Annotated in this window: 24 protein-coding genes and 1 riboswitch; of the genes, 10 read left to right on the top strand and 14 right to left on the bottom strand. The window is 66.1% G+C overall.

Annotated features, from left to right (window positions below; all coding sequences use genetic code 11):
- Positions 1 to 122 precede the first annotated feature (122 nt).
- The gene (locus WKW77_RS02845) at positions 123 to 1,040 is read left to right on the top strand and encodes a pirin family protein (protein WP_340355292.1); all 918 of its coding nucleotides are present in this window, start codon (positions 123 to 125) and stop codon (positions 1,038 to 1,040) included.
- 9 nt (positions 1,041 to 1,049) lie between these two features.
- Here WKW77_RS02845 and WKW77_RS02840 read toward each other — a convergent pair whose 3' ends face one another.
- Positions 1,050 to 1,835, bottom strand: a complete 786-nt coding sequence (locus tag WKW77_RS02840; RefSeq protein ID WP_340355291.1) for a sulfurtransferase — start codon at positions 1,833 to 1,835, stop codon at positions 1,050 to 1,052.
- An 84-nt stretch (positions 1,836 to 1,919) separates the two neighbouring features.
- On the opposite strand from WKW77_RS02840, the gene dnaE reads away from it, so the two are divergent.
- The 3 genes from dnaE to WKW77_RS02825 are packed head-to-tail and all read left to right on the top strand — an operon-like array spanning position 1,920 to position 6,585.
- On the top strand, positions 1,920 to 5,420 hold the full coding sequence (dnaE, locus tag WKW77_RS02835; protein ID WP_340355290.1) for a DNA polymerase III subunit alpha: 3,501 nt from the start codon (positions 1,920 to 1,922) through the stop codon (positions 5,418 to 5,420).
- A gap of 14 nt (positions 5,421 to 5,434) precedes the next feature.
- Positions 5,435 to 6,016, top strand: coding sequence for a phosphatase PAP2 family protein (locus WKW77_RS02830; RefSeq protein WP_340355289.1), 582 nt, complete (start codon positions 5,435 to 5,437; stop codon positions 6,014 to 6,016).
- A 2-nt stretch (positions 6,017 to 6,018) separates the two neighbouring features.
- Positions 6,019 to 6,585: a YbhB/YbcL family Raf kinase inhibitor-like protein gene (locus tag WKW77_RS02825; RefSeq protein WP_340355593.1), complete on the top strand. Its 567-nt coding sequence runs from the start codon at positions 6,019 to 6,021 to the stop codon at positions 6,583 to 6,585.
- A gap of 9 nt (positions 6,586 to 6,594) precedes the next feature.
- Here the strand turns inward: WKW77_RS02825 and tolA are convergent, their stop codons facing one another.
- From tolA to ribD, 10 genes are all read right to left on the bottom strand, one after another.
- Positions 6,595 to 7,566 (bottom strand): cell envelope integrity protein TolA, encoded by a 972-nt coding sequence (gene tolA / locus WKW77_RS02820; RefSeq protein WP_340355288.1) that lies wholly within the window; start codon positions 7,564 to 7,566, stop codon positions 6,595 to 6,597.
- A 3-nt stretch (positions 7,567 to 7,569) separates the two neighbouring features.
- A complete protein-coding gene (locus tag WKW77_RS02815; RefSeq protein ID WP_340355287.1) occupies positions 7,570 to 8,007 on the bottom strand; it encodes an ExbD/TolR family protein in 438 nt (145 codons plus the stop codon).
- Positions 8,008 to 8,023: 16 nt separating this feature from the next.
- Positions 8,024 to 8,737, bottom strand: coding sequence for a protein TolQ (tolQ, locus tag WKW77_RS02810; protein ID WP_340355286.1), 714 nt, complete (start codon positions 8,735 to 8,737; stop codon positions 8,024 to 8,026).
- Entirely contained in the window at positions 8,734 to 9,198 is a 465-nt protein-coding gene (ybgC, locus tag WKW77_RS02805) for a tol-pal system-associated acyl-CoA thioesterase (protein ID WP_340355285.1), read from the bottom strand. Before ybgC ends, tolQ begins: the two co-directional genes overlap by 4 nt.
- On the bottom strand, positions 9,195 to 10,394 hold the full coding sequence (locus WKW77_RS02800) for a pyridoxal phosphate-dependent aminotransferase (protein ID WP_340355284.1): 1,200 nt from the start codon (positions 10,392 to 10,394) through the stop codon (positions 9,195 to 9,197). The genes ybgC and WKW77_RS02800 overlap by 4 nt, the downstream gene beginning before the upstream one ends.
- An 82-nt stretch (positions 10,395 to 10,476) precedes the next feature.
- Positions 10,477 to 11,010 carry a transcription antitermination factor NusB gene (gene nusB / locus WKW77_RS02795; protein ID WP_340355283.1) on the bottom strand — a complete coding sequence of 178 codons (534 nt, stop codon included), beginning with the start codon at positions 11,008 to 11,010 and terminating at the stop codon, positions 10,477 to 10,479.
- Positions 11,007 to 11,468 carry a 6,7-dimethyl-8-ribityllumazine synthase gene (gene ribH, locus WKW77_RS02790; RefSeq protein ID WP_340355282.1) on the bottom strand — a complete coding sequence of 154 codons (462 nt, stop codon included), beginning with the start codon at positions 11,466 to 11,468 and terminating at the stop codon, positions 11,007 to 11,009. Before ribH ends, nusB begins: the two co-directional genes overlap by 4 nt.
- Positions 11,469 to 11,496: 28 nt before the next feature.
- Positions 11,497 to 12,657 (bottom strand): bifunctional 3,4-dihydroxy-2-butanone-4-phosphate synthase/GTP cyclohydrolase II, encoded by a 1,161-nt coding sequence (gene ribBA / locus WKW77_RS02785; protein ID WP_340355281.1) that lies wholly within the window; start codon positions 12,655 to 12,657, stop codon positions 11,497 to 11,499.
- Positions 12,654 to 13,307 (bottom strand): riboflavin synthase, encoded by a 654-nt coding sequence (locus WKW77_RS02780; RefSeq protein WP_340355280.1) that lies wholly within the window; start codon positions 13,305 to 13,307, stop codon positions 12,654 to 12,656. Before WKW77_RS02780 ends, ribBA begins: the two co-directional genes overlap by 4 nt.
- 43 nt (positions 13,308 to 13,350) lie before the next feature.
- Positions 13,351 to 14,478, bottom strand: coding sequence for a bifunctional diaminohydroxyphosphoribosylaminopyrimidine deaminase/5-amino-6-(5-phosphoribosylamino)uracil reductase RibD (gene ribD / locus WKW77_RS02775; protein WP_340355592.1), 1,128 nt, complete (start codon positions 14,476 to 14,478; stop codon positions 13,351 to 13,353).
- Positions 14,479 to 14,680: 202 nt separating this feature from the next.
- Here ribD and pilV point away from each other — a divergent pair, with 202 nt between their 5' ends.
- Genes pilV through WKW77_RS02745 form a run of 6 tightly spaced genes read left to right on the top strand, consistent with a single transcriptional unit; the run spans position 14,681 to position 19,919 of the window.
- The gene (pilV, locus tag WKW77_RS02770) at positions 14,681 to 15,259 is read left to right on the top strand and encodes a type IV pilus modification protein PilV (protein WP_340355279.1); all 579 of its coding nucleotides are present in this window, start codon (positions 14,681 to 14,683) and stop codon (positions 15,257 to 15,259) included.
- A 10-nt stretch (positions 15,260 to 15,269) separates the two neighbouring features.
- A complete protein-coding gene (locus tag WKW77_RS02765; RefSeq protein WP_340355278.1) occupies positions 15,270 to 16,196 on the top strand; it encodes a PilW family protein in 927 nt (308 codons plus the stop codon).
- Positions 16,193 to 16,837 (top strand): pilus assembly protein, encoded by a 645-nt coding sequence (locus WKW77_RS02760; protein WP_340355277.1) that lies wholly within the window; start codon positions 16,193 to 16,195, stop codon positions 16,835 to 16,837. Before WKW77_RS02765 ends, WKW77_RS02760 begins: the two co-directional genes overlap by 4 nt.
- A gap of 30 nt (positions 16,838 to 16,867) precedes the next feature.
- Positions 16,868 to 18,943, top strand: coding sequence for a pilus assembly protein (locus tag WKW77_RS02755; RefSeq protein WP_340355276.1), 2,076 nt, complete (start codon positions 16,868 to 16,870; stop codon positions 18,941 to 18,943).
- The gene (locus tag WKW77_RS02750) at positions 18,940 to 19,383 is read left to right on the top strand and encodes a type IV pilin protein (protein WP_340355275.1); all 444 of its coding nucleotides are present in this window, start codon (positions 18,940 to 18,942) and stop codon (positions 19,381 to 19,383) included. Before WKW77_RS02755 ends, WKW77_RS02750 begins: the two co-directional genes overlap by 4 nt.
- Positions 19,380 to 19,919: a GspH/FimT family pseudopilin gene (locus WKW77_RS02745; protein ID WP_340355274.1), complete on the top strand. Its 540-nt coding sequence runs from the start codon at positions 19,380 to 19,382 to the stop codon at positions 19,917 to 19,919. The genes WKW77_RS02750 and WKW77_RS02745 overlap by 4 nt, the downstream gene beginning before the upstream one ends.
- 15 nt (positions 19,920 to 19,934) lie before the next feature.
- On the opposite strand, the gene nrdR is transcribed toward WKW77_RS02745, so the two are convergent.
- The 3 genes from nrdR to WKW77_RS02730 form a co-directional block, all read right to left on the bottom strand.
- Complete coding sequence (nrdR, locus tag WKW77_RS02740; protein WP_093159501.1) at positions 19,935 to 20,378, bottom strand: transcriptional regulator NrdR; 444 nt, start codon at positions 20,376 to 20,378, stop codon at positions 19,935 to 19,937.
- Positions 20,379 to 20,493: 115 nt separating this feature from the next.
- The gene (glyA, locus tag WKW77_RS02735) at positions 20,494 to 21,738 is read right to left on the bottom strand and encodes a serine hydroxymethyltransferase (RefSeq protein WP_340355273.1); all 1,245 of its coding nucleotides are present in this window, start codon (positions 21,736 to 21,738) and stop codon (positions 20,494 to 20,496) included.
- Between the two features lie 41 nt (positions 21,739 to 21,779).
- Positions 21,780 to 21,907, bottom strand: a riboswitch (ZMP/ZTP riboswitch).
- Between the two features lie 40 nt (positions 21,908 to 21,947).
- Positions 21,948 to 22,796, bottom strand: a complete 849-nt coding sequence (locus WKW77_RS02730; RefSeq protein ID WP_340355272.1) for a transglycosylase SLT domain-containing protein — start codon at positions 22,794 to 22,796, stop codon at positions 21,948 to 21,950.
- Between the last annotated feature and the right edge of the window lie 242 nt (positions 22,797 to 23,038).

Here is a 23,038-nt window from a genome sequence, read left to right as displayed (position 1 = left end):
GGCTTGCCCAATTCGCGGGGCCGCCAACCCCCTCGCCGGGGGCAACCTCTGCGGCCCAAGGCGGTTCCGCGGCGTTCCCGGCCGAAGGCAAGAACCAAACGCAACTCCCGGAAGGCAACGCGATGACCGCAACGCTCCAGCTTCAACCGCATGACAAGGACCTGGGAGGCGGCTTCAACGTCCGCCGCCTGCTGCCGGCCGCCCAGCGCCGTTCGGTCGGGCCCTTCGTCTTCTTCGATCATTTCGGGCCGGCGACCGAGCAGCCCGGCAACCAGCATGACGTGCGACCGCATCCGCACATCGGCCTGGCGACGGTCACCTATCTTTTCGAGGGCGCGATGATGCATCGCGACAGCCTCGGGAGCAGGCAGGAGATCCGCCCCGGCGCGATCAACTGGATGACTGCCGGCCGCGGCATCGTGCATTCGGAGCGCAAGCCCGAGCGCCTGCTCCAGGCGACCTATGTGAATCACGGCCTCCAGCTCTGGTGCGCGCTGCCGCAGGCCTACGAGGAAGTCGAGCCCAGCTTCACGCACACCGCCGAGGAGGACATCCCGGCGCTGGAGGTGCAGGGCGTGCCGGTGCGGGTGCTGATCGGCGAAGCCTTCGGCGCGCGGTCGCCGGTGAAAACCTTCTCGAAGACGATCTACCTCGATCTCGCCTTGCCGGCCGGCGCGCGCTTCGAGCTGCCGGCGCTGGCGGAAGAGCTCGCGATCTATCCGGTCGATGGCGACCTCGTGCTCGACGGTGAACCGGTCGCGCGGCACACGATGGCGATGCTGCCGGACGGGCAGGGCGGCGTGCTCACGACGCAGGGCCCGGTGCGCGCGGTGGTCATCGGCGGCGAGCCGCTCGATGGTCCGCGATTCATCACCTGGAATTTCGTCTCGAGCCGGCGCGAACGCATCCTCGAAGCCGGTGCCGACTGGACCGCGCAGCGCATCGGACACGTGCCCGGCGAAACGGAGTTCATCCCGCTGCCCGACCACCCGGCCTTCCGGGTGCAGACGCCGCCCGACAACGGCACGACGCCGGTATGAGCCTGCGGCTCAGCGCTTGATGGCGATGTCCGGGTCTTCGGAGGCCCGGGCACTGACGCCGTTAGCGCGCGCCTTGAGATCCGGTGAGAGCGATTCGCGCCCGTCGAAGACGAAGCATTCGCCCTGATAGTGCGCGCCGCCGACTTCCTCGAAGTACTTGAGGATGCCGCCGTCGAGCTGCAGCACGTTGTCCAGACCGAGTTCGTGCATCAGGATCGCGGCCTTTTCGCAGCGGATGCCGCCGGTGCAGAAGCTCACCACCGTTTTGCCGGCGAGCTCGTCGCGATGCTTTTGCACGGCCTTGGGGAATTCGGTGAACTTGTGGATGCGCCAGTCGATCGCCCCTTCGAAAGTCCCATAGTCGACCTCGAACGCATTGCGCGTGTCGAGCATCGCGACCGGCTTGCCGGCATCGTCATGGCCCTGGTCGAGCCAGCGCTTGAGCGTGGCGGCGTCCACGCCGGGCGCGCGGCCGGTAGCTGGCTGGATCGCGGGATGGTCCATGCGGATGATCTCGCGCTTGACCTTGACCAGCATGCGGCGGAACGGCTGCGACGCAGACCAGCTTTCCTTGGCTTCGAGGTCTGCAAAACGCGGGTCCGCGCGCAGAAAGGCCAGGAAGCCGCGCACGGAATCGGGCGTGCCCGCCACGAACAGATTGATACCTTCCTGCGCGACCAGGATGGTTCCCTTGAGGTCGAGCTCATGGGTCTTGGCGCGAAGCGTTTCGCGCAATTCAGCGGCATCGTCGATCGGGACGAACTTGTAGGCCGCAATGTTTAAAGTCTCTTGCACGGGGCGGCATTTTAGGCGGCCGGGCTCAATGCAATAGGGACAGCGAGATCACATCGTGGAGGTCCCGCTTTCTACAATCGGCGGATGTTTGTTCACCTGCGCCTGCACACCGAGTTTTCCGTCGTCGACGGCACCAATCGCATCGATGACGTCGTCAAGGCGGCCGCCGCCGACCGGCAGCCTGCGCTGGCGATCACCGACCTGAACAACCTGTTCGGCGGCGTCAAGTTCTACAAGGAAGCGCGGGGCAAGGGCGTGAAGCCAGTTCTTGGCGCCGAAGTGGTGGTCGAAGGGCTGGGATCGGACCCCGCCGCGCTCACGCGCATCGTGCTGCTGGTTCAGAACAAGGAGGGATACCTAAACCTCTCCGAACTCCTCGCACGCGCCTGGACCCAGAACGTCGGGCGCGGACAGGCGCAGGCGGCGTGCAAGCTGGCCTGGCTGAAGGAATTGCAGGGCGGGCTGATCGCGCTGTCCGGCGCGCAGGCCGGGCCACTGGGGGGGGCGCTGCTGCAGGGGCAGCACGAGCGCGCCGCCGAACTCGCGCTGCAACTGGCAGGCATCTTTCCGCACCGCTTCTACATCGAGCTGCAGCGCGCCGGCCGGCCGGACGACGAGCCGCACGTGATCGCCGCCGTGCAGCTCGCCGCGCGCCTGAAGCTGCCGGTGGTCGCGACGCACCCGGTGCAGTTCGCGACCGCCGACGACTACGAGGCGCACGAAGCTCGCGTGTGCATTTCCGAAGGCGAAATCCTCGGCAACGCCCGCCGCATCCGCAAGTTCACCAAGGAGCAGTACTTCAAGTCCTCGGCGGAGATGGAGGCGCTCTTCGCCGATGTGCCGAGCGCGATCGCCAACACCGTCGAGATCGCCAAGCGCTGCAGCTTGACACTGGTGCTCGGCAAGCCCCAACTGCCGAACTTCCCGACGCCCAATGGCATGCCGATCGAGGAGTACTTCCGGCACGCATCCTTCGAAGGCCTCGAAGCGCGGCTTGCGCACCTTTATCCCGATGCGGCCAAGCGCGATGCCGAGCGGCCGCGCTACGTCGAGCGGCTGGAGTTCGAGATCAACACCATCCTGAAGATGGGGTTCCCGGGCTACTTCCTGATCGTGGGCGACTTCATCAACTGGGCCAAGAACAATGGCTGCCCGGTCGGTCCCGGCCGGGGGTCGGGCGCGGGCTCGCTGGTGGCCTATGCGCTGAAGATCACCGACCTCGATCCGCTGGAATACAAGCTCCTGTTCGAGCGCTTCCTGAACCCGGAGCGCGTGTCGATGCCCGACTTCGACATCGACTTCTGCCAGGGCAACCGCGACCGCGTGATCGACTACGTCAAGGACAAGTACGGCCGCGATGCGGTGAGCCAGATCGCCACCTTCGGCACCATGGCCGCGCGCGCCGCCATCCGCGACGTGGGTCGCGTGATGGACATGAGCTACACCTTCTGCGACGGCATCAGCAAGCTGATTCCGAACAAGCCGGGCATGTCGGTCACGCTGCAATACCCGCCGTCGCCCAAGGTCGAGGGCGACAAGAACAACTACGCGATCGAGATGGAGCCGCAGCTCGCGGCGCGCATCGAGAAGGAAGAAGAAGTCCGCACCGTCGTCGAAATGGCGCAGAAGCTCGAGGGCATGACGCGCAACATCGGCATGCATGCCGGCGGCGTGCTGATCGCACCGGGCAAGCTCACCGACTTCTGCCCGCTCTACCAGCAGCCCGGCAGCGACTCGGCCGTTAGCCAGTACGACAAGGACGACGTGGAAGCGGTCGGCCTCGTGAAGTTCGACTTCCTGGGCCTGGCGACGCTCACGATCCTGGAGATCGCCAAGGAGTTCATCGTTCGCCGCCACAAGGGACAGGAGAACTTCGCCTTCGAGAACATCCCGCTCAACGACGCGCCGACCTACCGGCTCTTTGCGGACGGCAAGACCGAAGCCGTGTTCCAGTTCGAATCGCGCGGCATGCAGGGCATGCTGAAGGACGCGCGGCCGACGCGGCTCGAAGACCTGATCGCGCTGAACGCGCTGTACCGGCCGGGCCCGATGGACCTGATCCCGAGCTTCGTCGCGCGCAAGCACGGGCGCGAGACGGTCGAGTATCCGCATCCGCTGGTGGCCGACATGCTCTCCGAGACCTACGGGATCATGGTCTACCAGGAGCAGGTGATGCAGACCGCGCAGATCCTCGGCGGCTACTCGCTTGGCGGCGCCGACCTGCTGCGCCGCGCGATGGGCAAGAAGAAGGCAGAGGAAATGGCCGAGCACCGCCAGATCTTCCGCAAGGGCGCTGCGCAGAACGGCATCGACGAAGCGAAGGCCGACGAGATCTTCGACCTCATGGAGAAGTTCGCGGGCTACGGCTTCAACAAGTCGCACGCGGCCGCGTACTCGCTGCTGGCCTACCACACCGGCTGGCTGAAGGTGCACTACACGGCCGAGTTCTTCTGCGCCAACATGACCGTGGAAATGGACAACACCGACAAGCTCAAGGTGCTGTTCGAGGACGCGCAGAAGAACTTCGGCATCACCTTCGAGCCGCCGGACGTGAACCGCGGCAACTATCGCTTCGAGCCGGTCAATGACAAGGTCATCCGCTACGGCCTCGGTGCGGTCAAGGGCACGGGGCAGCTTGCCGTCGAGGCGGTGGTCCGGGCGCGGGAGGAGGGCGGCCCGTTCAAGAGCCTGTTCGATTTCTGCGTGCGCGTGGACCGCCAGCGCATCAACAAGCGCACTGTCGAAGCCCTGATCAAGGCCGGCGCCTTCGATTCGCTGCAGCAGAACCGCGCGTCGCTGATCGCATCCCTCGATCGCGCCTTCGAGTTTGCGTCGGCGACCGAGGCCAATGCGGCGCAGGTGGACATCTTCGGCGACAGCGAGCACGGCTCCGCCGCGCAGGAGCCCGACCTGATCGATGCCACGCCGTGGGGCGTGAAGGAGCGGCTGACTTTCGAGAAGACCGCCATCGGCTTCTACCTGTCGGGCCATCTTTTCGACGAGGTCGAGCACGAGGTGCGCCGCTTCTGCAAGCGCGCGATCGACGACCTGATCGACAGCCGCGAGCAGCAGGTGATCGCAGGCATCGTGAGCGACTTCCGCATGATCAACGGGCAGCGCGGGCGGCTGTGCATCTTCAAGCTCGACGACAAGTCGGGGTCGATCGAGGCGACCGCCGACGAAGCGCTGTTCAACGCGAACCGCAATGTGCTCAAGGACGATGAGCTGGTGATCGTGAGCGGCCGGCTCCAGCCGGCGCGCGGCGGCTTCGAGGCGCGCTTCCAGGTCATGCAGGCCTGGGACCTGGCCGCGGCGCGCTGCCGGTTCGGCAAGTACCTGCGCGTGGCGGTCAACGGCAAGGCGCCGGACATCGCGCGGCTGGTGAAGGAGTTCCCGCCGCGCGCGGAGCAGAGCGAACACGGCGAACTGCTGCAGGGCTTGGCCGTGCGGCTGTCGATGGCCCGGAACGGGGCGCAGGTCGAACTCCAGCTCGGGGAGCGCGCCAAATTCTTCCCGACCGATGCCGCGCTGGCGAGCTGGATGGCGCAGGCCGATGCCGGCAAGGCGGCGGTCGTCTACGAGTAGCGGGTTTTCGTCCGATGTTCGACGCGCTGGACCGCCAGCTTTTTCTTCTGCTGAATGCGCACGGCGATGCACCCCGGTGGTGGATCGGCACGGCGTATTTTTTTGCGGCCTATGCGCACTGGGTTCTTCTGGCGCTGCTCGTGGGCTATGCGCTGCGTCGGGGCAAGCCGTTCCTGACGCCGCTGCTGGCGGCGATCCTCGCGCTGGGACTGGGCGCGGTGGCCTGCGAACTCATCGGCGAGGTCTGGAACCGTCCGCGGCCCTTCGTGCTCGGGCTGGGCTTCCTGCACTTGCCGCATGGTCCGAGCCCCTCGTTTCCGAGTAGCCATGCGACGGCGTACAGCGCCGTGGCTTTCGCGTTCCTGCTCATGTCCGGGTATCGGGCCTTCGGCGGCATCCTGCTCGTGCTCGCCGGCCTCGTGGGCGTGGCCCGGGTGGTGGTCGGGGTGCACTACCCGATGGATGTGTTGTTCGGGGTCGTCGTCGGCGGCCTCGCGGCGATGGCGGCGCACTGGGTGGTCGCGAGGGCTGGACGGCGCTATGCGGCGCGCGGCATGATCGTGCCCCCCCAAACATCCGGGAAGGAGGAGCGATGACCATGCATTCCAAGCTGCGTTCGGTTTCCCTTGCGGTGGCGCTGGCCGCCTGTGCGACGCTGTCGCAAGCTGCCGGATTCGTCCTGACGAGTCCGACCATCAAGCCCGGCAGCACGCTGACGGAGGCGCAGGTGTTCAACGGCTTCGGCTGCAGCGGTAAGAACATCTCGCCTGCGTTGAAGTGGAGCGGTGCGCCCAAGGACACCAGGAGCTTCGCGGTGACTGCGTACGACCCCGATGCGCCGACCGGCTCGGGCTGGTGGCACTGGGTCATCTACAACATCCCCGCCACTGTCAGCGAAATCCCCGAGGGCGCAGGCACCGCCGACGGCAAGGGCATGCCGGCGGGGAGCGTGCAGGGGCGCACGGATTTCGGCGCACCCGGATTCGGCGGCGCGTGCCCGCCGGCGGGAGACAAGCCGCACCGGTACATCTTCACGGTGTATGCGCTGAAGACCGACAAGCTGGACATTCCGGCAGATGCCACTGCCGCGCTGGTCGGCTTCATGATCAATGCCAACAAGCTCGGCTCGGCGGGCTTCACTGCGAAGTACGGTCGCGCGAAATAGCCGTGCGGCTCAGCGCTTGGGCCGTAGCGTGACGATCAGGCGTGGCGGCACCGTGCCATCGATGTCGCGCGGCAGTTGCTCGGTCTTCTGCAGTGCGCGCAGCGCTGCTTCATCCCAGCCCGGCAAGCCGCTCGACTTGGTCAGGACCGGCTTGCCAACGATGGTGCCGTCGGGCGCCAAGCGGACGTCGAATTCCGCGCCCGGATTGCCGTTCACGAGCTCAGCTTCCGGGAAGACCACGTTGGGCCTCACCTTGGCGGCGACCAGGCCGCCGTAGCTACCTGATGGACCGGAGGACCGTGCGGCAGTGCCTTCGCCACCGGTGCCGGCCATCGCCTGCATGCGCTTGAGCGTTGCCGCGCGATCGGCGGCCGCCTGGGCGGCCTGCTTGGCCTCGGCTTCCTTCTTCTTCGCGGCCTCGGCCTGCTGCTTGGCTTCGGCTTCCTGCTTGCGCTTCTGTTCGGCGAGCTTCTTCTGCTCGTCCTTCTTGCGCTCGGCTTCTTCCTCTTCGCGCTTGCGCGCTTCGGCTTCCTTCTTTTCCTGCGCGGCCTTCTTCTGGGCTTCGAGCTTCTTCTGCTGTTCGGCTTGACGCTCCAGCTCGCGCTCGCGTTCCTTCTGCTCCTTGAGCTTCTTCTCGCGTTCGAGCGCGATGTCGGGCGCCTTCGGCGTGGGAGTGGGCTCGGGCGGTTTCACCGCCTGTGGCGGCGGCGGAGGAGGAGGTGGTGGCGGCGGTGCCGGCGTCGGGACCGGAGGGGGAGGCGTCGGCGTCGACGGCGCGACCGCTCTGGGCGCGGCCTGCTGCACGGTCGATGACCACAGCTCGGCCTCGACGGCATCGTTCTCGGCCTCGCGGCGCCAGTTCACGCCCCACGTCAGCAAGGCGATCAGCAGCGCGTGCGCGAACAGCGCCAGCAGCACGGCGCGCAGCGTGCCGCGCTGCGGCGGCGGCGCGAATTCGGGGCGTTCCGCGGCGAGCGACATGCCTTACTTCGCGCCCGTGGTTTGCACCGAGAGGCCGACCCGCTCGATGCCGCTGCGCTTGAGCTGGTTCATGGCCTTGACCACGGTTTCGTACTTGACGGACTTGTCGGCGCTGATGACGACGGGGCGATCGCCATCGCCGCCCTGCGCGTTCTTGGCGGCCGAACCGATCTGCGTCATCGGAATCGAGCTGCCGCCGCTGCCGGTGGACGGGTCCTTCTTGATCTGCACCTCGTCATCGCTCTTGATGACGATCTCGATCGGCTTGTCAGGCTGCTTGTTGGCCTTGTCGACACTGGGCAGGTTGATCACGCTCGGCGTGATCAGCGGCGCGGTGACCATGAAGATGATCAGCAGCACCAGCATCACGTCGATGAACGGGACCATGTTGATCTCGTTGATCGTTCGGCGGCCGCGGCCGCGGGAGGACATGGCTGGCATGGTGTCGTGCTCCGCTTCAGCGGCCTGCAGCCGACGCGACGCTCGCCGGGCTCTGGTGGGCCGTCAGGTTGCGCTGGAGGATGTTCGAGAACTCTTCGATGAAGGTCTCGAGCGCAATCGCGATCTTGTCGATCTCGCGGGCAAAGCGGTTGTAGGCGACCACGGCAGGGATCGCGGCGAAGAGGCCGATCGCGGTGGCCACGAGCGCTTCGGCGATGCCGGGCGCGACGGTGGAGAGCGTCACCTGCGCCAGCGCGGCGAGTCCGGTGAAGGCATGCATGATCCCCCACACCGTGCCGAAGAGGCCGACGTACGGCGAGACCGATCCGACGGTGGCGAGGAACGAGAGGTTCTGTTCGACCGCGTCGAGCTCGCGCTGGAAACTCGCGCGCATCGCGCGGCGCGAACCGTCGAGCAGGGTGCCGGGGTCGGACACGTGGCGTTCGCGCAGCTTTTGATATTCGCGCATGCCGGAGGCGAAGATGCGTTCCATGGGGCCGGCGAACTTCGCGTTCTGCGCGGCCGAGGAGAAGAGCTCGTTGAGGCTCGTGCCCGACCAGAAGTCGCGCTCGAAGTCCTCGTTGAGCGCACGCGTGCGCTTGAGAGAGAAGTACTTGCGGAAGATGGCCGCCCAGCTCCCGACGGAAACGACGATGAGCAATGCCACCACCAGTTGGACCGGGAGGCTGGCGTGCAGCAGCAGGGAAATGATCGAGAGGTCTTGATTCATGGCTTGAAAGGTTGAGACATGGAGCCGGCATGCCGCTCGAGGGTTCCCGAAACGTGACGCGGGATTCGTGCCGGCCGCAGCGTGTCGGCCTGGACCCAGCCGATGCGGATCGTGCCTTCGCACAGGAGCACTGCATTGTCCGCGGTGCCCGCATCGGTGCGTTGCTCTGATTTTGATAGCACGCGCTGGGCAATTATCAGCGACGCGGAGCCGATCTGACGGAGTTCGGCTGTAACCAGCAGTTCATCGTCGAGCCGGGCCGGCCGATGGTATTTGAGCTGCGTTTCGCTCACGACGAAGATGCCGCCGGTCTCCTCACGCAGGCGTTGCTGCGCGATGCCCATCGAGCGTAGCCATTCGGTGCGGGCGCGCTCCATGAACTTCAGGTAGTTGGCATAGAACACGATGCCGCCCGCATCGGTATCTTCCCAGTAGATACGGATCGGCAGAGCGAAGCTCATGCAGCGACGGTCGCGTTCGCCCACACGCGCAGGCGATCGATCGATTCTTCGAGGTGTGCCATCGAGCTGGCGGTCGAGAAGCGCACGAAGCGCGAGGTCTCGGCCGAGCCGAAGTCGCGCCCCGGCGTGACCGCGACGTGCGCCTGCTTCATGGCTTCGAAGGCGAAGTCCCAGCTGCCGGAGATGCCCAGACGTTCCGCGAAGTTCGAGCAGTCGGCCCAGGCGTAGAAGGCGCCGTCGGGCATGACGGGCACTTCGAGCCCGAGCGCGTCGAGCTGCGGGATGAACCAGTCGCGGCGTGCCTTGAATTCGGCGCGGCGGCGTTCGTACTCGGCGATGCTGTCGGGTTCGAAGCAGGCGAGAGCGGCGTGCTGCGACACCGTGCTCGCGCAGATGAAGAGGTTCTGCGCCAGCCGTTCGACCGCAGGCACCAGCGCTTCGGGCACGACGAGCCAGCCCAGACGCCAGCCGGTCATGTTGAAGTACTTGCTGAAGCTGTTGATGCTGATGACCTGGTCGTCGATCGCCAGCGCGGTCTGGCCGAAGGTGCTGTCGTAGGAGAGGCCGAGGTAGATCTCGTCGATCAGCGTGATGCCGCCGCGCTGCGACACGACTTCGTGGATGCGGCGAAGCTCGTCGGGCGCGATCGAGGTGCCGGTCGGGTTCGACGGCGACGCGAGCAGGACGCCGCGCGTGCGCTCGTTCCATGCCGATTCGACCTTGGCGGCGCTGAGCTGGAAGCGCTCGGCGGCGGTCGTCGGCACCAGCACCGCGCGGCCGTCCGCCGCCGTCACGAAATGGCGATTGCACGGGTAGCTCGGGTCCGGCAGCAGGATCTCGTCGCCGGCCTCGATCAGCGCGAGGCAGGCGAGCTGCAGCGCCGCCGAAGCACCGGCCGTGATGACGATGCGCCGGGCCGGCACGTCCACGCCGAAGCGCTCCGCATACCAGCCACTGATGCGCTCTCGCAGGCGGTCGAGCCCGGTCGCATGGGTGTACTGCGTGGCGCCGGCGCGGATCGCACGCAGCGCCGCTTCCTGCACCAGCGGCGGTGCGGTGAAGTCGGGCTCGCCGATGTTCAGGAAGATCATCGGGCGGTCGGTGTGTGCGACTTCGCGCGCGAGTGCGGAGGCGGCCTTGGCGACCTCCATCACATAGAACGGCTCGATGCGCTCAGCGCGCTTCGAAATCTTCATAGGGCCCCCAGGCTCGGCACTGGCGTGTCCTCGCTGCCCCCCGAGGGGGTGTTCGCTTGCTTGGGGCGGCCCGGCGCCGCGCTCATGAACGAGCCTTTCCGGTGGCGCGGTCGGCTTCGACTTCGGCAGCGCGCAGCTTGGGCGCCAGGCCGTTGAGCACCGCGTTCACGTACTTGTGGCCGTCGGTCCCGCCGAACTCCTTGGCGAGCTCGATGCACTCGTTGAGGACCACGCGCCAAGGCACGTCGAGGCAGTTCTGGAACTCGTAGACGCCGATCCACATCACGGCGTGCTCGATGGGCGAGATTTCCTCGAGCTTGCGATCGAGCAGCGGGACGATCAGCGCATCGAGGCTTTCGGCGGATTCGATGGCGCCATGCAGCAGCGCGTCGTAGTGCGCCGCATCGGCCTTGTGGAAGCCGGCGAGGTCGCGTGTGAATTCGTCGATGGCGGTGGCGTCGTTGCGTCCGACCAGGTACTGGTACAGCGCCTGCAGGGCGAACTCGCGCGCGCGGCTGCGCGTGGACTTGGCTGACGCCTTGCGTGCGCCGGTACTCGTGAGGCCGGTGCGCGTCTGGCGCGGCTTGCCGCCGGTGGCTTTGATGTCGTCGCTCATTGGAGGCTCGCCAGCAGTCGCGCCATCTCCACCGCCACGCGCGCCGCATCGCGGCCCTTCTCGCTCTGGCGCGCAACGGCCTGTTCGAGGTTCTCGGTCGTGAGAATCGCGTTCGCGATCGGAATGCGATAGTCGAGCGCCACGCGGCTCACGCAGGCGCCGGACTCGTTCGCCACCAGCTCGAAGTGGTAGGTCTCGCCGCGAATGATGCAGCCCAGCGCGATCAGCGCGTGATAGCAGTTGCGCTCGGCCAGGCCTTGAAGCGCCACCGGCACTTCGAGCGCGCCCGGCACGCGCACATGGTCGATGTCCGCATCGCCCACGCCGAGTGCCGCGAGTTCGTCACGGCAGGCCTTGGCCAGTGCGTCGGTGATGTCTGCGTTGAAGCGCGCTTGCACGATGCCGATGCGCAATCCCTTGCCGTCGAGTTCGACGTCGCCCTTGTTCGCGTATTGCATCAGTCGGCCTGCCCTGCGTTGGCGTTGTTCATTGTTCGTCTTTCGTGATGTAGCCGGCGATCTCGAGTCCGAAACCGGCGGCCATGCTGGGCATGCGACGCGGCGTGCCCATGAGGTTCATGCGATGCACGCCGCATTCGCGCAGGATCTGCGCGCCGATGCCGTAGCTGCGAAGGTCCATGCGTCCGCGCTCGGGCGCCTGCGCGGGGCGGGCGGTGCCGTCGAACTGCGACAGCAGCTCTGCGCCGGTTTCGCCGCAGTTCAGCAGCACGGCGACGCCTTTGCCTTGCGCGGCGAGATGGGCGAGGCTCGCATCCAGGCTCCACGAGTGCATGGCGCGATCGCGTTCGAGTGCGTCGAGCACCGAGAGCGGCTCGTGCACGCGCACGTCGACCGTGTCGCCGGCAGTCCATTGGCCGCGCACCAGCGCCAGGTGCACGCCATTGCTCGGCTTGTCCTTGAAGGCGTGCGCGGTGAAGGGGCCCCAGGCGGTCTGGATCTCGCGGCAGCCGACTTTCTCGACCAGCGATTCGGTGCGGCTGCGATGCTCGATCAGGGCCGCGATGGTGCCGATCTTGAGGCCGTGCTCGGCTGCGAAGAGCTGCAGGTCGGGCAGCCGCGCCATGGTGCCGTCTTCGTTCATCACCTCGCAGATCACCGCGGAGGGCGAGCACCCCGCCATCGCCGCGAAATCGCAGCCGGCCTCGGTATGGCCGGCGCGCATCAGCACGCCGCCGTCCACCGCCTGCAACGGGAAGATGTGACCCGGCTGGACCAGGTCGGACGCCACGGCATTGGGAGCGACCGCGGCCTGCACCGTGCGGGAGCGATCGGCGGCCGAGATGCCGGTCGTGACGCCTTCGGCGGCCTCGATCGACACCGTGAACGCCGTCGAATGCTTGGCGCCGTTGCGCGCGACCATCGGCGGCAGATTCAGGCGCTCGCACATCTCGCGCGAGAGCGTGAGGCAGATCAGGCCACGGGCGTGGCGCGCCATGAAGTTGATGGCCTCGGGCGTGACGTGGTCCGCGGCGAGCACGATGTCGCCTTCGTTCTCGCGGTCTTCTTCGTCGACCAGGATCACCATGCGGCCGGCGCGCAGCTCGGCGACGATTTCCTCGACCGATGAAATGGGCGCCGGCGCGTGGTTGCTGCGAGGCGCGCTGATCGGCGTGACGGCTGCGTTCATGGGGCTTTGTCTTTCTGTGGGGTTGGAATGGCGCCGGCCTGGAGCATGCGCTCCACGTAGCGCGCCACGGTGTCGATCTCGAGGTTCACGCGGCTGCCGTTCTTGAGGCTGCCGAGCGCGGTGTTCTCGACGGTGTGGGGAATGAGGTTGATGCTGATCTCGCTGCCGTCCGCCTGGTCGGTCACGCTGTTGACGGTGAGGCTCACGCCGTTGACCGTGATCGAGCCCTTGTAGGCGAGGAAGCGGGCGAGGGCGGGCGGGGCGAGCACGCGCAGTTCCCAGCTCTCGCCGACCGGTGCGAAGCGGGTGACGATGCCGATGCCGTCCACATGCCCCGACACGATGTGTCCGCCCAGGCGATCATGCGCGCGCAGTGCCTTTTCGAGATTGATCTGGGCGGCTTCTTCCGAGAGGCCGGCGGTCTTGTCGAGCGACTCCGCGGAAATGTCGATGGTGAATTGCTTGCCGGGCAGGTCGAGCGAGGTGACCGTCATGCAAGCGCCATTGAGCGCGATGCTGTCGCCGAGCCCTACGTCGTCGAGATAGCCGTCGGGCGCCGCGATGCTGAGCCGCTTGCCGTGGGATGAAGAGCTGCCGAGGTCGTGGACGGCGGCGATGCGCCCCACGCCGGTGATGATTCCGGTGAACATCCTGCCATTTTCGCAGAGATGCGGCCGGGAATCGGGGGGAACCCTAAAACCGGTGGCGTCCCGCCACCCGCGCGACGATCCGCAGGTCCGGACCGACCGCGTCGAAGGTCCGGAATTCGAGCGCAAGCGCGTCTCCCAGCGAGGTCAGCGCGCCGCCGGCATGTGGCTGGCTGGCAATGCCGAGGCCGTCGCCGATGAACTTCGGAGCGACGTACAGCAGCAGTTCGTCGACCAGCCCTTCGCGCATCAGCGAGCCATTGAGCTTGTGGCCGGCCTCGACATGCAGTTCGTTGACTTCGCGCGCCGCCAGGTCGCGCAGCATCGCCGCGAGGTCGACCTTGCCTTGCGAGTTGGCCATGCACGAGACCGTGGCGCCGCGAGCCTCCAGCGCCGCCGCTTTCGACTCGTCGCGCGTCGCGGCGTAGATCCAGACCATGCGCTCGATCTCGAAAAGCCGGGCAGTCGGCGGCGTCTGCAGGTGGCTGTCGACGATCACCAGGGGTGGCTGCCGCGTCGTCTCGACCAGCCGGACATCGAGTCGGGGATCGTCCTCGATGACGGTGCCGACGCCGGTCAGGATCGCGCCGGCGCGTGCGCGCCAGGCGTGACCGTCGGTGCGTGCCGCTTCGGAGGTGATCCATTGGCTCGTGCCGTTCTCGAGCGCCGTCTTCCCGTCGAGCGAGGCCGCCGCCTTGAGCCGGACCCACGGGGTCTTTCGGACCATCCGGCTGAAGAAGCCGATGTTGAGTTCGCGGGCTTCTTCGGCAAGCGGTCCGATTTCGACTTCGACGCCCGCGGCGCGGAGGCGCTCGAAGCCTTGACCAGCGACCAACGGATTGGGGTCGGCGATCGATGCGACCACCCGGCGGATGCCTGCGGCAATCAAGGCGTCGCAGCAAGGCCCGGTCCGTCCGTGGTGCGAGCAGGGCTCCAGCGTCACGTAGGCGGTAGCGCCCGCGACCGAGTGGCCCTGCGCCGCCGCATCGCGCAGCGCCATGACTTCGGCATGCGGGCCCCCGACGGGTTGCGTGCGACCCTGCCCAAGCACCGCGCCCGATGCATCCACCAGAACACAGCCGACGCGTGGATTGGGGTCGGTGAGAAAACGGCTCTGGATGGCGAGCTGATGCGCGCAGGCCATCAGGTGCGCGTCTGAGGAAAGTGAGGACATGGACATGGAAGAGATCGCGACGCTTCTCCGCGGCAGTCGCGCGGCGCCGGAAAGCGGCGGAAATTGCAGGGCAATTTCTCGAATGATACGAGCGGTAGGGATTGAAGGCCGAACGGTGCATCGATTCAGGGGCGCCTTCATAGACTTCGCCCCGGTCCGTTGGGAGACCTCCGTCGGCCGTTGATCAGGGAGACACAAGAACATGGCGCCATCCAGACGCCGGGCCGCCGGCTTTTCGCTTCTCGAAGTACTCGTCTCGATCGTCGTTCTCAGCTTGGGGTTGCTGGGGGTGGTGGGCATGCTGATGACCTCGGTGAAAAGCATGGGCGAGTCCGGAGCCTTCACTTCAGCAGTCAATCTCGTTCGCGAGCTGTCGGAAGCGGTTCGCATCAACAAGAACGTTTCGACAAGGCATGAACGGGCCGTCAATCCCTATCTGCTTGGCGAGCTGAAGCGCCGGGACGCGCTCCCCGGTGAGCTGACTGGTGTTTCGTGCGTCGGCCTTGGCGCCAGTTGCGATGCGAAGACACTGGCGGCTTGGGATATTCGCCAATGGGTAGGGCGGGTGAGAAGCACGCTGCCCGAAGCTCGCATCGCCGTGTGCTTCGACGACGGTGATGGCATTGACTGGGTCTGCACCGATACGGGTCGCACCCTCGTGGTCAAACTGGGCTGGACGCCGCACATCGGCAGTCCGGAGGAAATGAGTCCCGATGCATCGCCGCGGGTCGTCATGCAATTGGCTCCGGGATATGGCGGCAGCGGTTCGGAAGGTCCATGAGATGACGCGTTTGTCTTCACAGCGCGGCGTGACCTTGATCGAGCTGATGGTGGCGATGGCCTTGGGGCTGGTCGTCGTGCTGGCCGCCTCGACGGCGTTTCTCGCCGGCAAGAGGCTTTTCGACACCGATTCCGACGTGCAGGCCGTCCAGGATTCGCTGCGCTTCGCACGCTACGTGGTGCAGGGACTGGTCCGTCAGGCGGGCTACGCGGACTATGCGCCCGATCCACTCACCGATGGCGTGCCGGTCGTCGCAAGCAATGCCAATCTGCTGGCCGATTCGTCGGACCCGATGGACCTGAACGTTGCGGGCGCGAGCAACACCACGGTGAGCGGCAGCGGCTTTGGTCAGAATGATTCCGACCGGACAGGTGGGAACGATTCGCTTATGGTGCGCTTCTTCGGGCGCAGCGAAGTCGGCAGCCGCAGTGCCGACGGATCGATGATCGATTGCATGGGCACCAAGAGGGCCGGACCTGTCGATGCGCCGACAGCCGGTGATCGGGTGTTGAACATCTTCCATGTGAAGGTCGCGCGCGACGGCGAGCCGAGCCTCTACTGCAAGACCGATGCGAAGTCCGTGGGGCAGCCTCTGGTTCGGGGTGTCGAGAAGTTCAAGGTCGTCTATGGCTACGACGGCAACGGCGATGGCGTGGCGGAGACCTGGCTCGACGCCAGCGCGATCGCGGCCAAGGGAGCGGATAGCGGCAGAACCCATGCCGAGTGGCGCAAGGTCGTGGCGGTCCGTGTGGGCATGGTGGTCAGGAGTCAGCGTCCGAACGGCGACCTGAAGCAGGTGACGGGCGAGGACTATCGCCTGTTTCCGCTGGGGCCCGGATTCGAGGATATCTCCTTCGCGCCGCCCGATGACGGGCGCTATCGCTCGGCCGCGACGTTCACCGTGATGTTGCGCAACGTCGTCAAGGACCCCGGATGAGCGCGTATTCCCCAGGACCTGTTGCGGTGCATCGGGAGGCCGGCTTTTCGCTGATCGTTGTTCTGCTGCTCCTGGTGGTGGTCACGGTCCTCGGCGTCGGCGCGGCACAGCTTTCCATCGTCAACGAATTCGGTGCGCGCAGTGATCGGGACCACGAAGTGGCCTTCCAGGCGGCGGAGGCGGCGCTGATCGAGGCCGAACTGGACGTTTTCGGGCCGAACCGCGACGGCAGGGCGCGTCACTGCCTCTTCGACGAACGGGACATCTCGCCATTCGCTCCGGGCTGCGGACGCGAGGGAGCCCGCAACCATGGTCTTTGCGCCGCGGCCGATCCTGGCGCGATGCCCACCTGGATGAAGGCGGACCTCTCACCCGAAAGCGAGACGTCGGTGGCGTACGGAACCTTCACCGGGCAGAACTATGCGGCCGTTAGCGGCGGCAGCGCTGCGCCCCCGCGTTACGTCATCGAGGCGGTGCGCAACCGCGGCGGCTGGGAAGCCAACCGGCTTCCGAGTGCGAGTGCCGGAGACGTGACCCACATCTTTCGCGTGACCGCCATCGGTTTTGGCGTCAGGAAGGAAACGCGGGTGGTTCTGCAGACCACGCTCTACAAGCCGGTGCCCAGCGCCGGTTGTCCGTGAAGAGGAGTTGAATTGACAAGGACGAACGAATTGAAGGTCGCCTTCGCTGCGGTCGTGCTGCTGCTTGCGGGCGCATCCGAACCCGCGGGGGCTGCGCCAACGGTCGATGTCACGCCGGATGCCGTGCTGGCGAGCGAGCCGCTGTTTTCCACGACCTCGCCGGTCTCGAGCCCCCGTGTCGCAGCCAACAGCGCGACAGTTTTCATCCCCCAACTCGATAGCACCAGCTGGTCTGGTTCCTTGCTGGCCTACGGGCTGAAGTACCAGGACGGTGCGGTGAGCCGCGAAACGACGCCGATCTGGAATGCGGGCGAGTTGCTGACCGGAAATCCCCTTGCAAGCCCCCCGATCGCCGCACGGCTTCCGAGTACGCGAAGGATCTTCACGATGCTCGATTCCGGCCGAGGCGTTCCATTCACCTGGGACGACGTGAAGGACGACGCGGCCCTGGCAGGCTACCTGAATGCCGGGCCCTACCAGCCGACGGGCAGGGTGGACGATCTGGGGGCCGACCGCATCGCCTACTTGCGTGGCGATCGCACGAAGGAAACGCGCCACGCCGGGGGCGTCTTCAGGACGCGCAGTTCGGTCATGGGGGACATCGTCAACTCGACACCCTTGCTGGTCGGTCCCGCGGACAGCCGGGAGAACGATGCACAGGCGGTGTACGTCGACGCCAACGACGGCATGCTGCACGCGTTCGGCGCCGATAGCGGCACCGAGCTGTTCGCCTACGTGCCCCGATCCCTGCACGCCAAGCTCGGCGCGTACACGTCCCCGAACTACGTACACCAATCCTTTGTGGACGGCAGCCCCGTCGCGGGTGAGGTGCAGTTGGCGAATGGCTCGACCAAGACCGTGCTGGTTTCGGGCATGGGCGCGGGGGCGCGCGGCGTGTTCGCCCTGAACGTGACTGAACCGAGAGAGTTCTCCGCGAACGACGTGATCTGGGAATTCAACGGCGACGACGACTCCGACATGGGCCATGTCATGCAGGCTCCGCGCATCATGAAGTTCCATGCCGCGGCGGCCGCGAAAGGCCAGCCGGCCACCTTCGCGGTGGTTGCCTCCGGCTTCAACAATGGCAACGCGGGTAAGGCAGCCGCATTGTTTTTGCTCTCCCTGGACAAGGCCGTCCACGAGCCATGGCAACTTGACAGGAACTACTACAAGATCGTGCTGCCCGAGCCGCTCGACAAGTCGATCGTGAATGCGCTGGGGCCCGTGACTGACTACAGCATTGCCGACAACGCAACGCGCCGGCTGTACGCCGGAGACACGCAAGGCAACCTGTGGCGATTCGACTTCGCGAAAGGTCCGCCAGGGCGACAGGGCGCCTTGGCTTTCAACCGAACACCGTTGATGGTCGCGCAGGACTCGCAAGGCAGCCGTCAACCCATCACGACTGCGCCGCTTGTCGGTGTAGGTCCCCAGGGCGGCGCGATCGTCCTGTTCGGCACCGGCAAGCTTGTCGAAGTCGGCGACCTGAGCACTCGTCGCGCGCAAACGCTCTATGGCGTGCATGACGACGACACGATCATTCCCGATTCCCAGGCGCGGAGGCAACTGGAGCCGCGGCGCATGACACCCGATGAGAGCGGGAAGTTCACCGTCTCCGGCGACACGTTCGCCTATGGAAGCCACGACGGCAAGTCATCGCGGCGCCGTGGCTGGTTCTTCGATTTGCCCGATGCAACGACTCGAGGCGAGCGACTGGTCTCGCAAATGGTGCTCCGCGATGGCTACCTGCTGTTCAACACGCTCATCCCTGATGCCGACGCCAGCAGTGCGGATGGCGGCGGAGGCCACAGCTGCGCCGTGAATGCAATGACCGGCTTGTCGTCGGACAGTACCTGCATCCCTTCGACGGTCGGACCGCTCGGTTCACCGCTCGTGATCGAGGAGGGGGACGCTGCCTTCGTGTCGACGGACGCGTTCGGTCGCCGGATCTACAGGAAGAAGCTGTCCGTCATCAACTTCGGGGCCGGAGCGGGTGCGGGGTCCGGCACCTCGATCGAGAGCCCTCTGGATCGCGGAACGGTGTCGCTGGTGGGCGGGCGGCTCAACTGGCGTCAAGTCGTCAACTTCAAGGGGGCCAGGCCATGAAGAGCGGGACCCGTTCGGCCGCGCGGCAGGGACTCGCCCGTGGTTTCACGCTGCTCGAACTCATGATCGCGTTGGCGGTGGTTGCCATCCTTGCGTCCATCGCCTATTCGGCCTACACGGAGTCGGTTCGAAAGGGCTGGCGCGCGGAAGCGCGTGCTGCGCTCATCCGCGAGATGCAGCAGCAGGAGCGCTTCTACACCCAGCGTGCGAAGTACAAGACCGACAAGGCGTTCGCGGCGACCGCGGGCGTCAATGCGCCAAGCAGCAAGTACGACATCGCCGTGGCTGCATGCGAAGGACGCAACGACCCTGCGCAATGCATCCGCTTGACCGCCATCCTGAGGTCCGGACTCTCCGATTCCGCAGCCGGAAGCATCTGGATCGAAAGTTCAGGCCTCAAGGGCTGCAGCGGTTCGGACGCCAGCAGGTGCTGGCAATGAGCAGCGCACGTCTGTCGTCCCGCAAGGGGCGTGGCTTCACGCTCATCGAAATGATGGTGGTGGTTGCACTCGCCGCGATCCTGGGGGCGGTGGCGGTGCCCGGTTTTCGTGATCTGCTGGTCAACCAGAGGCTGGCGGCGACCACCAGTGACTTCGTCGCCTCTTTGGGCCTGACGCGCGCCGAAGCGATCAGGCATTCGCAGTTGGTGACCTTGCTTCCGAGGAACCAGGATTGGTCCAACGGCTGGGAGGTGGCGACCACGGATTTCGATGGCAATCGGGTCCTGTTGCGCGCGTTCGAAGCGCTGCGACCGGGCATCGCAGTGGATCCCCGCAACGGCGACGGCTTCAACAAGTTCGTCAGCTACGACGCGAGTGGCTTCTCCAAGACCAAAAGCGGCGCCTTTGGTGCGGGCTGCCTGACGTTCGTGGCGGAGACCGGCAGGCGAAGTTCCGTTGTGATTTCTGCTTCCGGTCGGCCCAGGGTCTGCGATCCTGACAAGAAAGGCGATTGCGCCGGTGCTTGCGGCACCTGATCGCACAGTCGCGCCTCAGATATCGCGCAACAATTGCCTGAACTCGTCCACGTCCTCGAAGCTGCGGTAGACCGAAGCAAAGCGCACGTAGGCCACCTTGTCGAGCTTCTTGAGTTCCCGCATCACGAGTTCGCCCACCTTGGTGGACTCGATCTCGCGCAGGCCGCTCGAAAGGAGCTTCTGTTCGATGCGCAGCAGCGCGGTGTCGATCTGTTCGATGCTGACCGGCCGCTTGCGCAGCGCCAGCATCATCGACGCGCGAACCTTGGCGGGCGTGAAATCGGCGCGGCTGCCGTCCTTCTTGACCACGACCGGGAAGTTGACGTCGGGCCGTTCATAGGTGGTGAAGCGCTTGTCGCAGGCGCCGCACTGCCGCCGGCGCCGGACGAAGTCGCCGTCCTCCGAAACGCGGGTCTCGACGACCTGCGTTTCGAGGTGGCCGCAAAAGGGGCACTTCATGCCGACCCGCTGCTTGAAACCGGCACAGCCGAATCCAGGGCGCCTGCGGAACCGGCTCCGCTGGGCCGCTGGGTGCGCCCCCTTGAGGGGGAGCGCCGAAGGCGCTCGGGGGTGATCAAAGGTAGACCGGGAAACGGCTGGTCAGCGCGTTCACCTTGGCGCGAATGGCCTCGATGTTGGCTGCGTTGCGCGGGTTGTCGAGCACGTCGGCGATCAGGTTGGCGGTGAGACGGGCTTCTTCTTCCTTGAAGCCGCGCGTCGTCATCGCGGGGGTGCCGATGCGCACGCCGCTGGTCACCATCGGCTTTTCCGGATCGTTCGGGATGGCATTCTTGTTGATCGTCATGTGGGCGTCGCCCAGCACGGCTTCGGCTTCCTTCCCGGTGATGCCCTTGGCGCGCAGGTCGACCAGCATCACGTGGCTCTCGGTGCGGCCGCTCACGATGCGCAGGCCGCGCTGGGTGAGGGTCTCGGCGACGACCTGCGCGTTCTTGACCACCTGTTGCTGGTAGGCCTTGAACTCGGGCGACAGCGCTTCCTTGAACGCCACGGCCTTGGCGGCGATCACGTGCATCAGCGGACCACCCTGCAGGCCCGGGAAGATCGCGCTGTTGATCGCCTTCTCGTGCTGCGACTTCATGAGGATGATGCCGCCGCGCGGGCCGCGCAGGCTCTTGTGCGTGGTGGAGGTGACCACGTCCGCGTGGGGAACCGGGTTGGGATACACGCCCGCGGCCACGAGGCCCGCGTAGTGCGCGATGTCCACCATGAAGATCGCGCCGACGTCCTTCGCGACCTTGGCGAAGCGCTCGAAATCGATGCGCAGCGAATAGGCCGAGGCGCCTGCGATGATGAGCTTGGGCATGTGCTCGTGCGCCTTGCGCTCCATCGCGTCGTAGTCGATCTCTTCCTTGGCGTCGAGGCCGTAGCTCACGACGTTGAACCACTTGCCGCTCATGTTCAGCGGCATGCCGTGGGTCAGGTGGCCGCCTTCGGCGAGGCTCATGCCCATGATGGTGTCGCCGGGCTTGAGAAAGGCGAGCATCACGGCCTCGTTGGCCGACGCGCCGCAATGCGGCTGCACGTTCGCGGCATCGGCGCCGAAGAGCTGCTTGACGCGGTCGATGGCCAGCTGTTCGGCGATGTCGACGTTTTCGCAGCCGCCGTAGTAGCGCTTGCCGGGGTAGCCCTCGGCGTACTTGTTGGTGAGTTGCGAGCCCTGCGCGGCCATGACGGCCGGCGAAGCGTAATTCTCGCTCGCGATGAGCTCGATGTGGTGTTCCTGGCGGGCGTTCTCGGCCTGGATGGCGGCCCAGATTTCAGGATCGGTCTGTTCGACCAGGTTGTCGCGGTGGTACATGGCAGTCCTTCAAGACGATGGGCCTTGTTCTTCAACCAAACAAGGGCTGCCCAGGCGAACGGCTGAACGCCTGCTCAAGACAGCAGGCGGCACGCTTCCCAGTGGTAGTCCACGTCAGCGCAGCGCACCTGAAAAGATGCAGCGCCTATCGCCAGTCGCGTGCTCGCCGAGTGTAGCTGACCGCGGGAGCCGACGGTTCGAAAAAGGTGTTAATCCCCGACCATCGCGACGCGTTCCGAAGCGGCTTCCTGCTGCTTGGCGGGCGCGGGGTTCACGACCGGCACCGGATTCTGGCGCGGTGCGGCTGATGGCGTATTGACCGCCGGGGGGCGTCCGGCGACGACCTGGCGCAGGCGCTCGTGCTCGGCGAGGACCTTGGAGGCGTAGCCGCCGTCGTCCGTCAGATTGGCCGCACCGACGTAGAAACGCAGCCCGCCTTCGAGCGAACCGGCACGTGCGATGCACTCCTGCAGAACCTTGACGCCGACCCGCATGTTGGTGACTGGGTCGAAAGCGGTCAGGGTGCCGCCGGCGCTCTCGTACTTTTCGCCGTGGACGCGCGTCATGACCTGCATGAGGCCCTGGGCGCCGACTTGGCTCTGGGCGAATGGGTTGAAGCTGGACTCCACCGCCATGATCGCCAGGATCAGCGTCGGGTCGAGCTTGGTGCGCTTGCCGAGGTCGAAGGCTTCCGAAACCAGGACCGCCAGCGGTTCGGCGGCGACGCGGTATTTCTTGCTCAGCCAGTAGGCGACGGCAGCCTGCTGCTTCGGCAGCTCGTGGGGGCTGGCCGCGGTGGTGCGCTCGATGGCGGTCGGCTCGAGTTCGAACTCGGCGGCGGCGGCCACCGGCTGCGGCTTGCGGGACTGGAGCCAGCCCATCAGTTGCTCTTCGCCCGATTGGCGCAGGTCCGGCCTGGCAGCCAGTGCGAGCGCCGCGAAGACGATCGCCAGCCCGACAAGGGCGAAGCCGTTGTGCGTGATTTCAAAGAAGCCGTCGACCACGTCGGACATGAACGTCCGTAGCCCTCGGGCTGTGGCATCAAGCGCCTGCTTCATCGCGTTTCCTTTCTATGCGGAACCTTGTTCGCTAACGCCACGAGGGCGAACGAGAACGCAGCAGCGCCTGGATTGGTACGGATCAGGTCCGCGCGAAGGAGGGGGGGAGCGCGGCCGCCTGATCAAGCCGATTGCATATCGGCAGCGGATTGGGGGATGAGTCCGGACGATTTGGCGATCCGGGTTGGCGGCATTCTAGGAGCGGCTAAATACCCGGTCAAGAATAAGACATGGAGTCGTTA

The sequence above is a fragment of the Variovorax ureilyticus genome (genome assembly GCF_037889935.1).
Lineage (GTDB): Bacteria > Pseudomonadota > Gammaproteobacteria > Burkholderiales > Burkholderiaceae_C > Variovorax > Variovorax ureilyticus.
The sequence above is the reverse complement of the archived record's forward strand: the minus strand, read 5'-3'. Positions and strand labels throughout refer to the sequence as shown.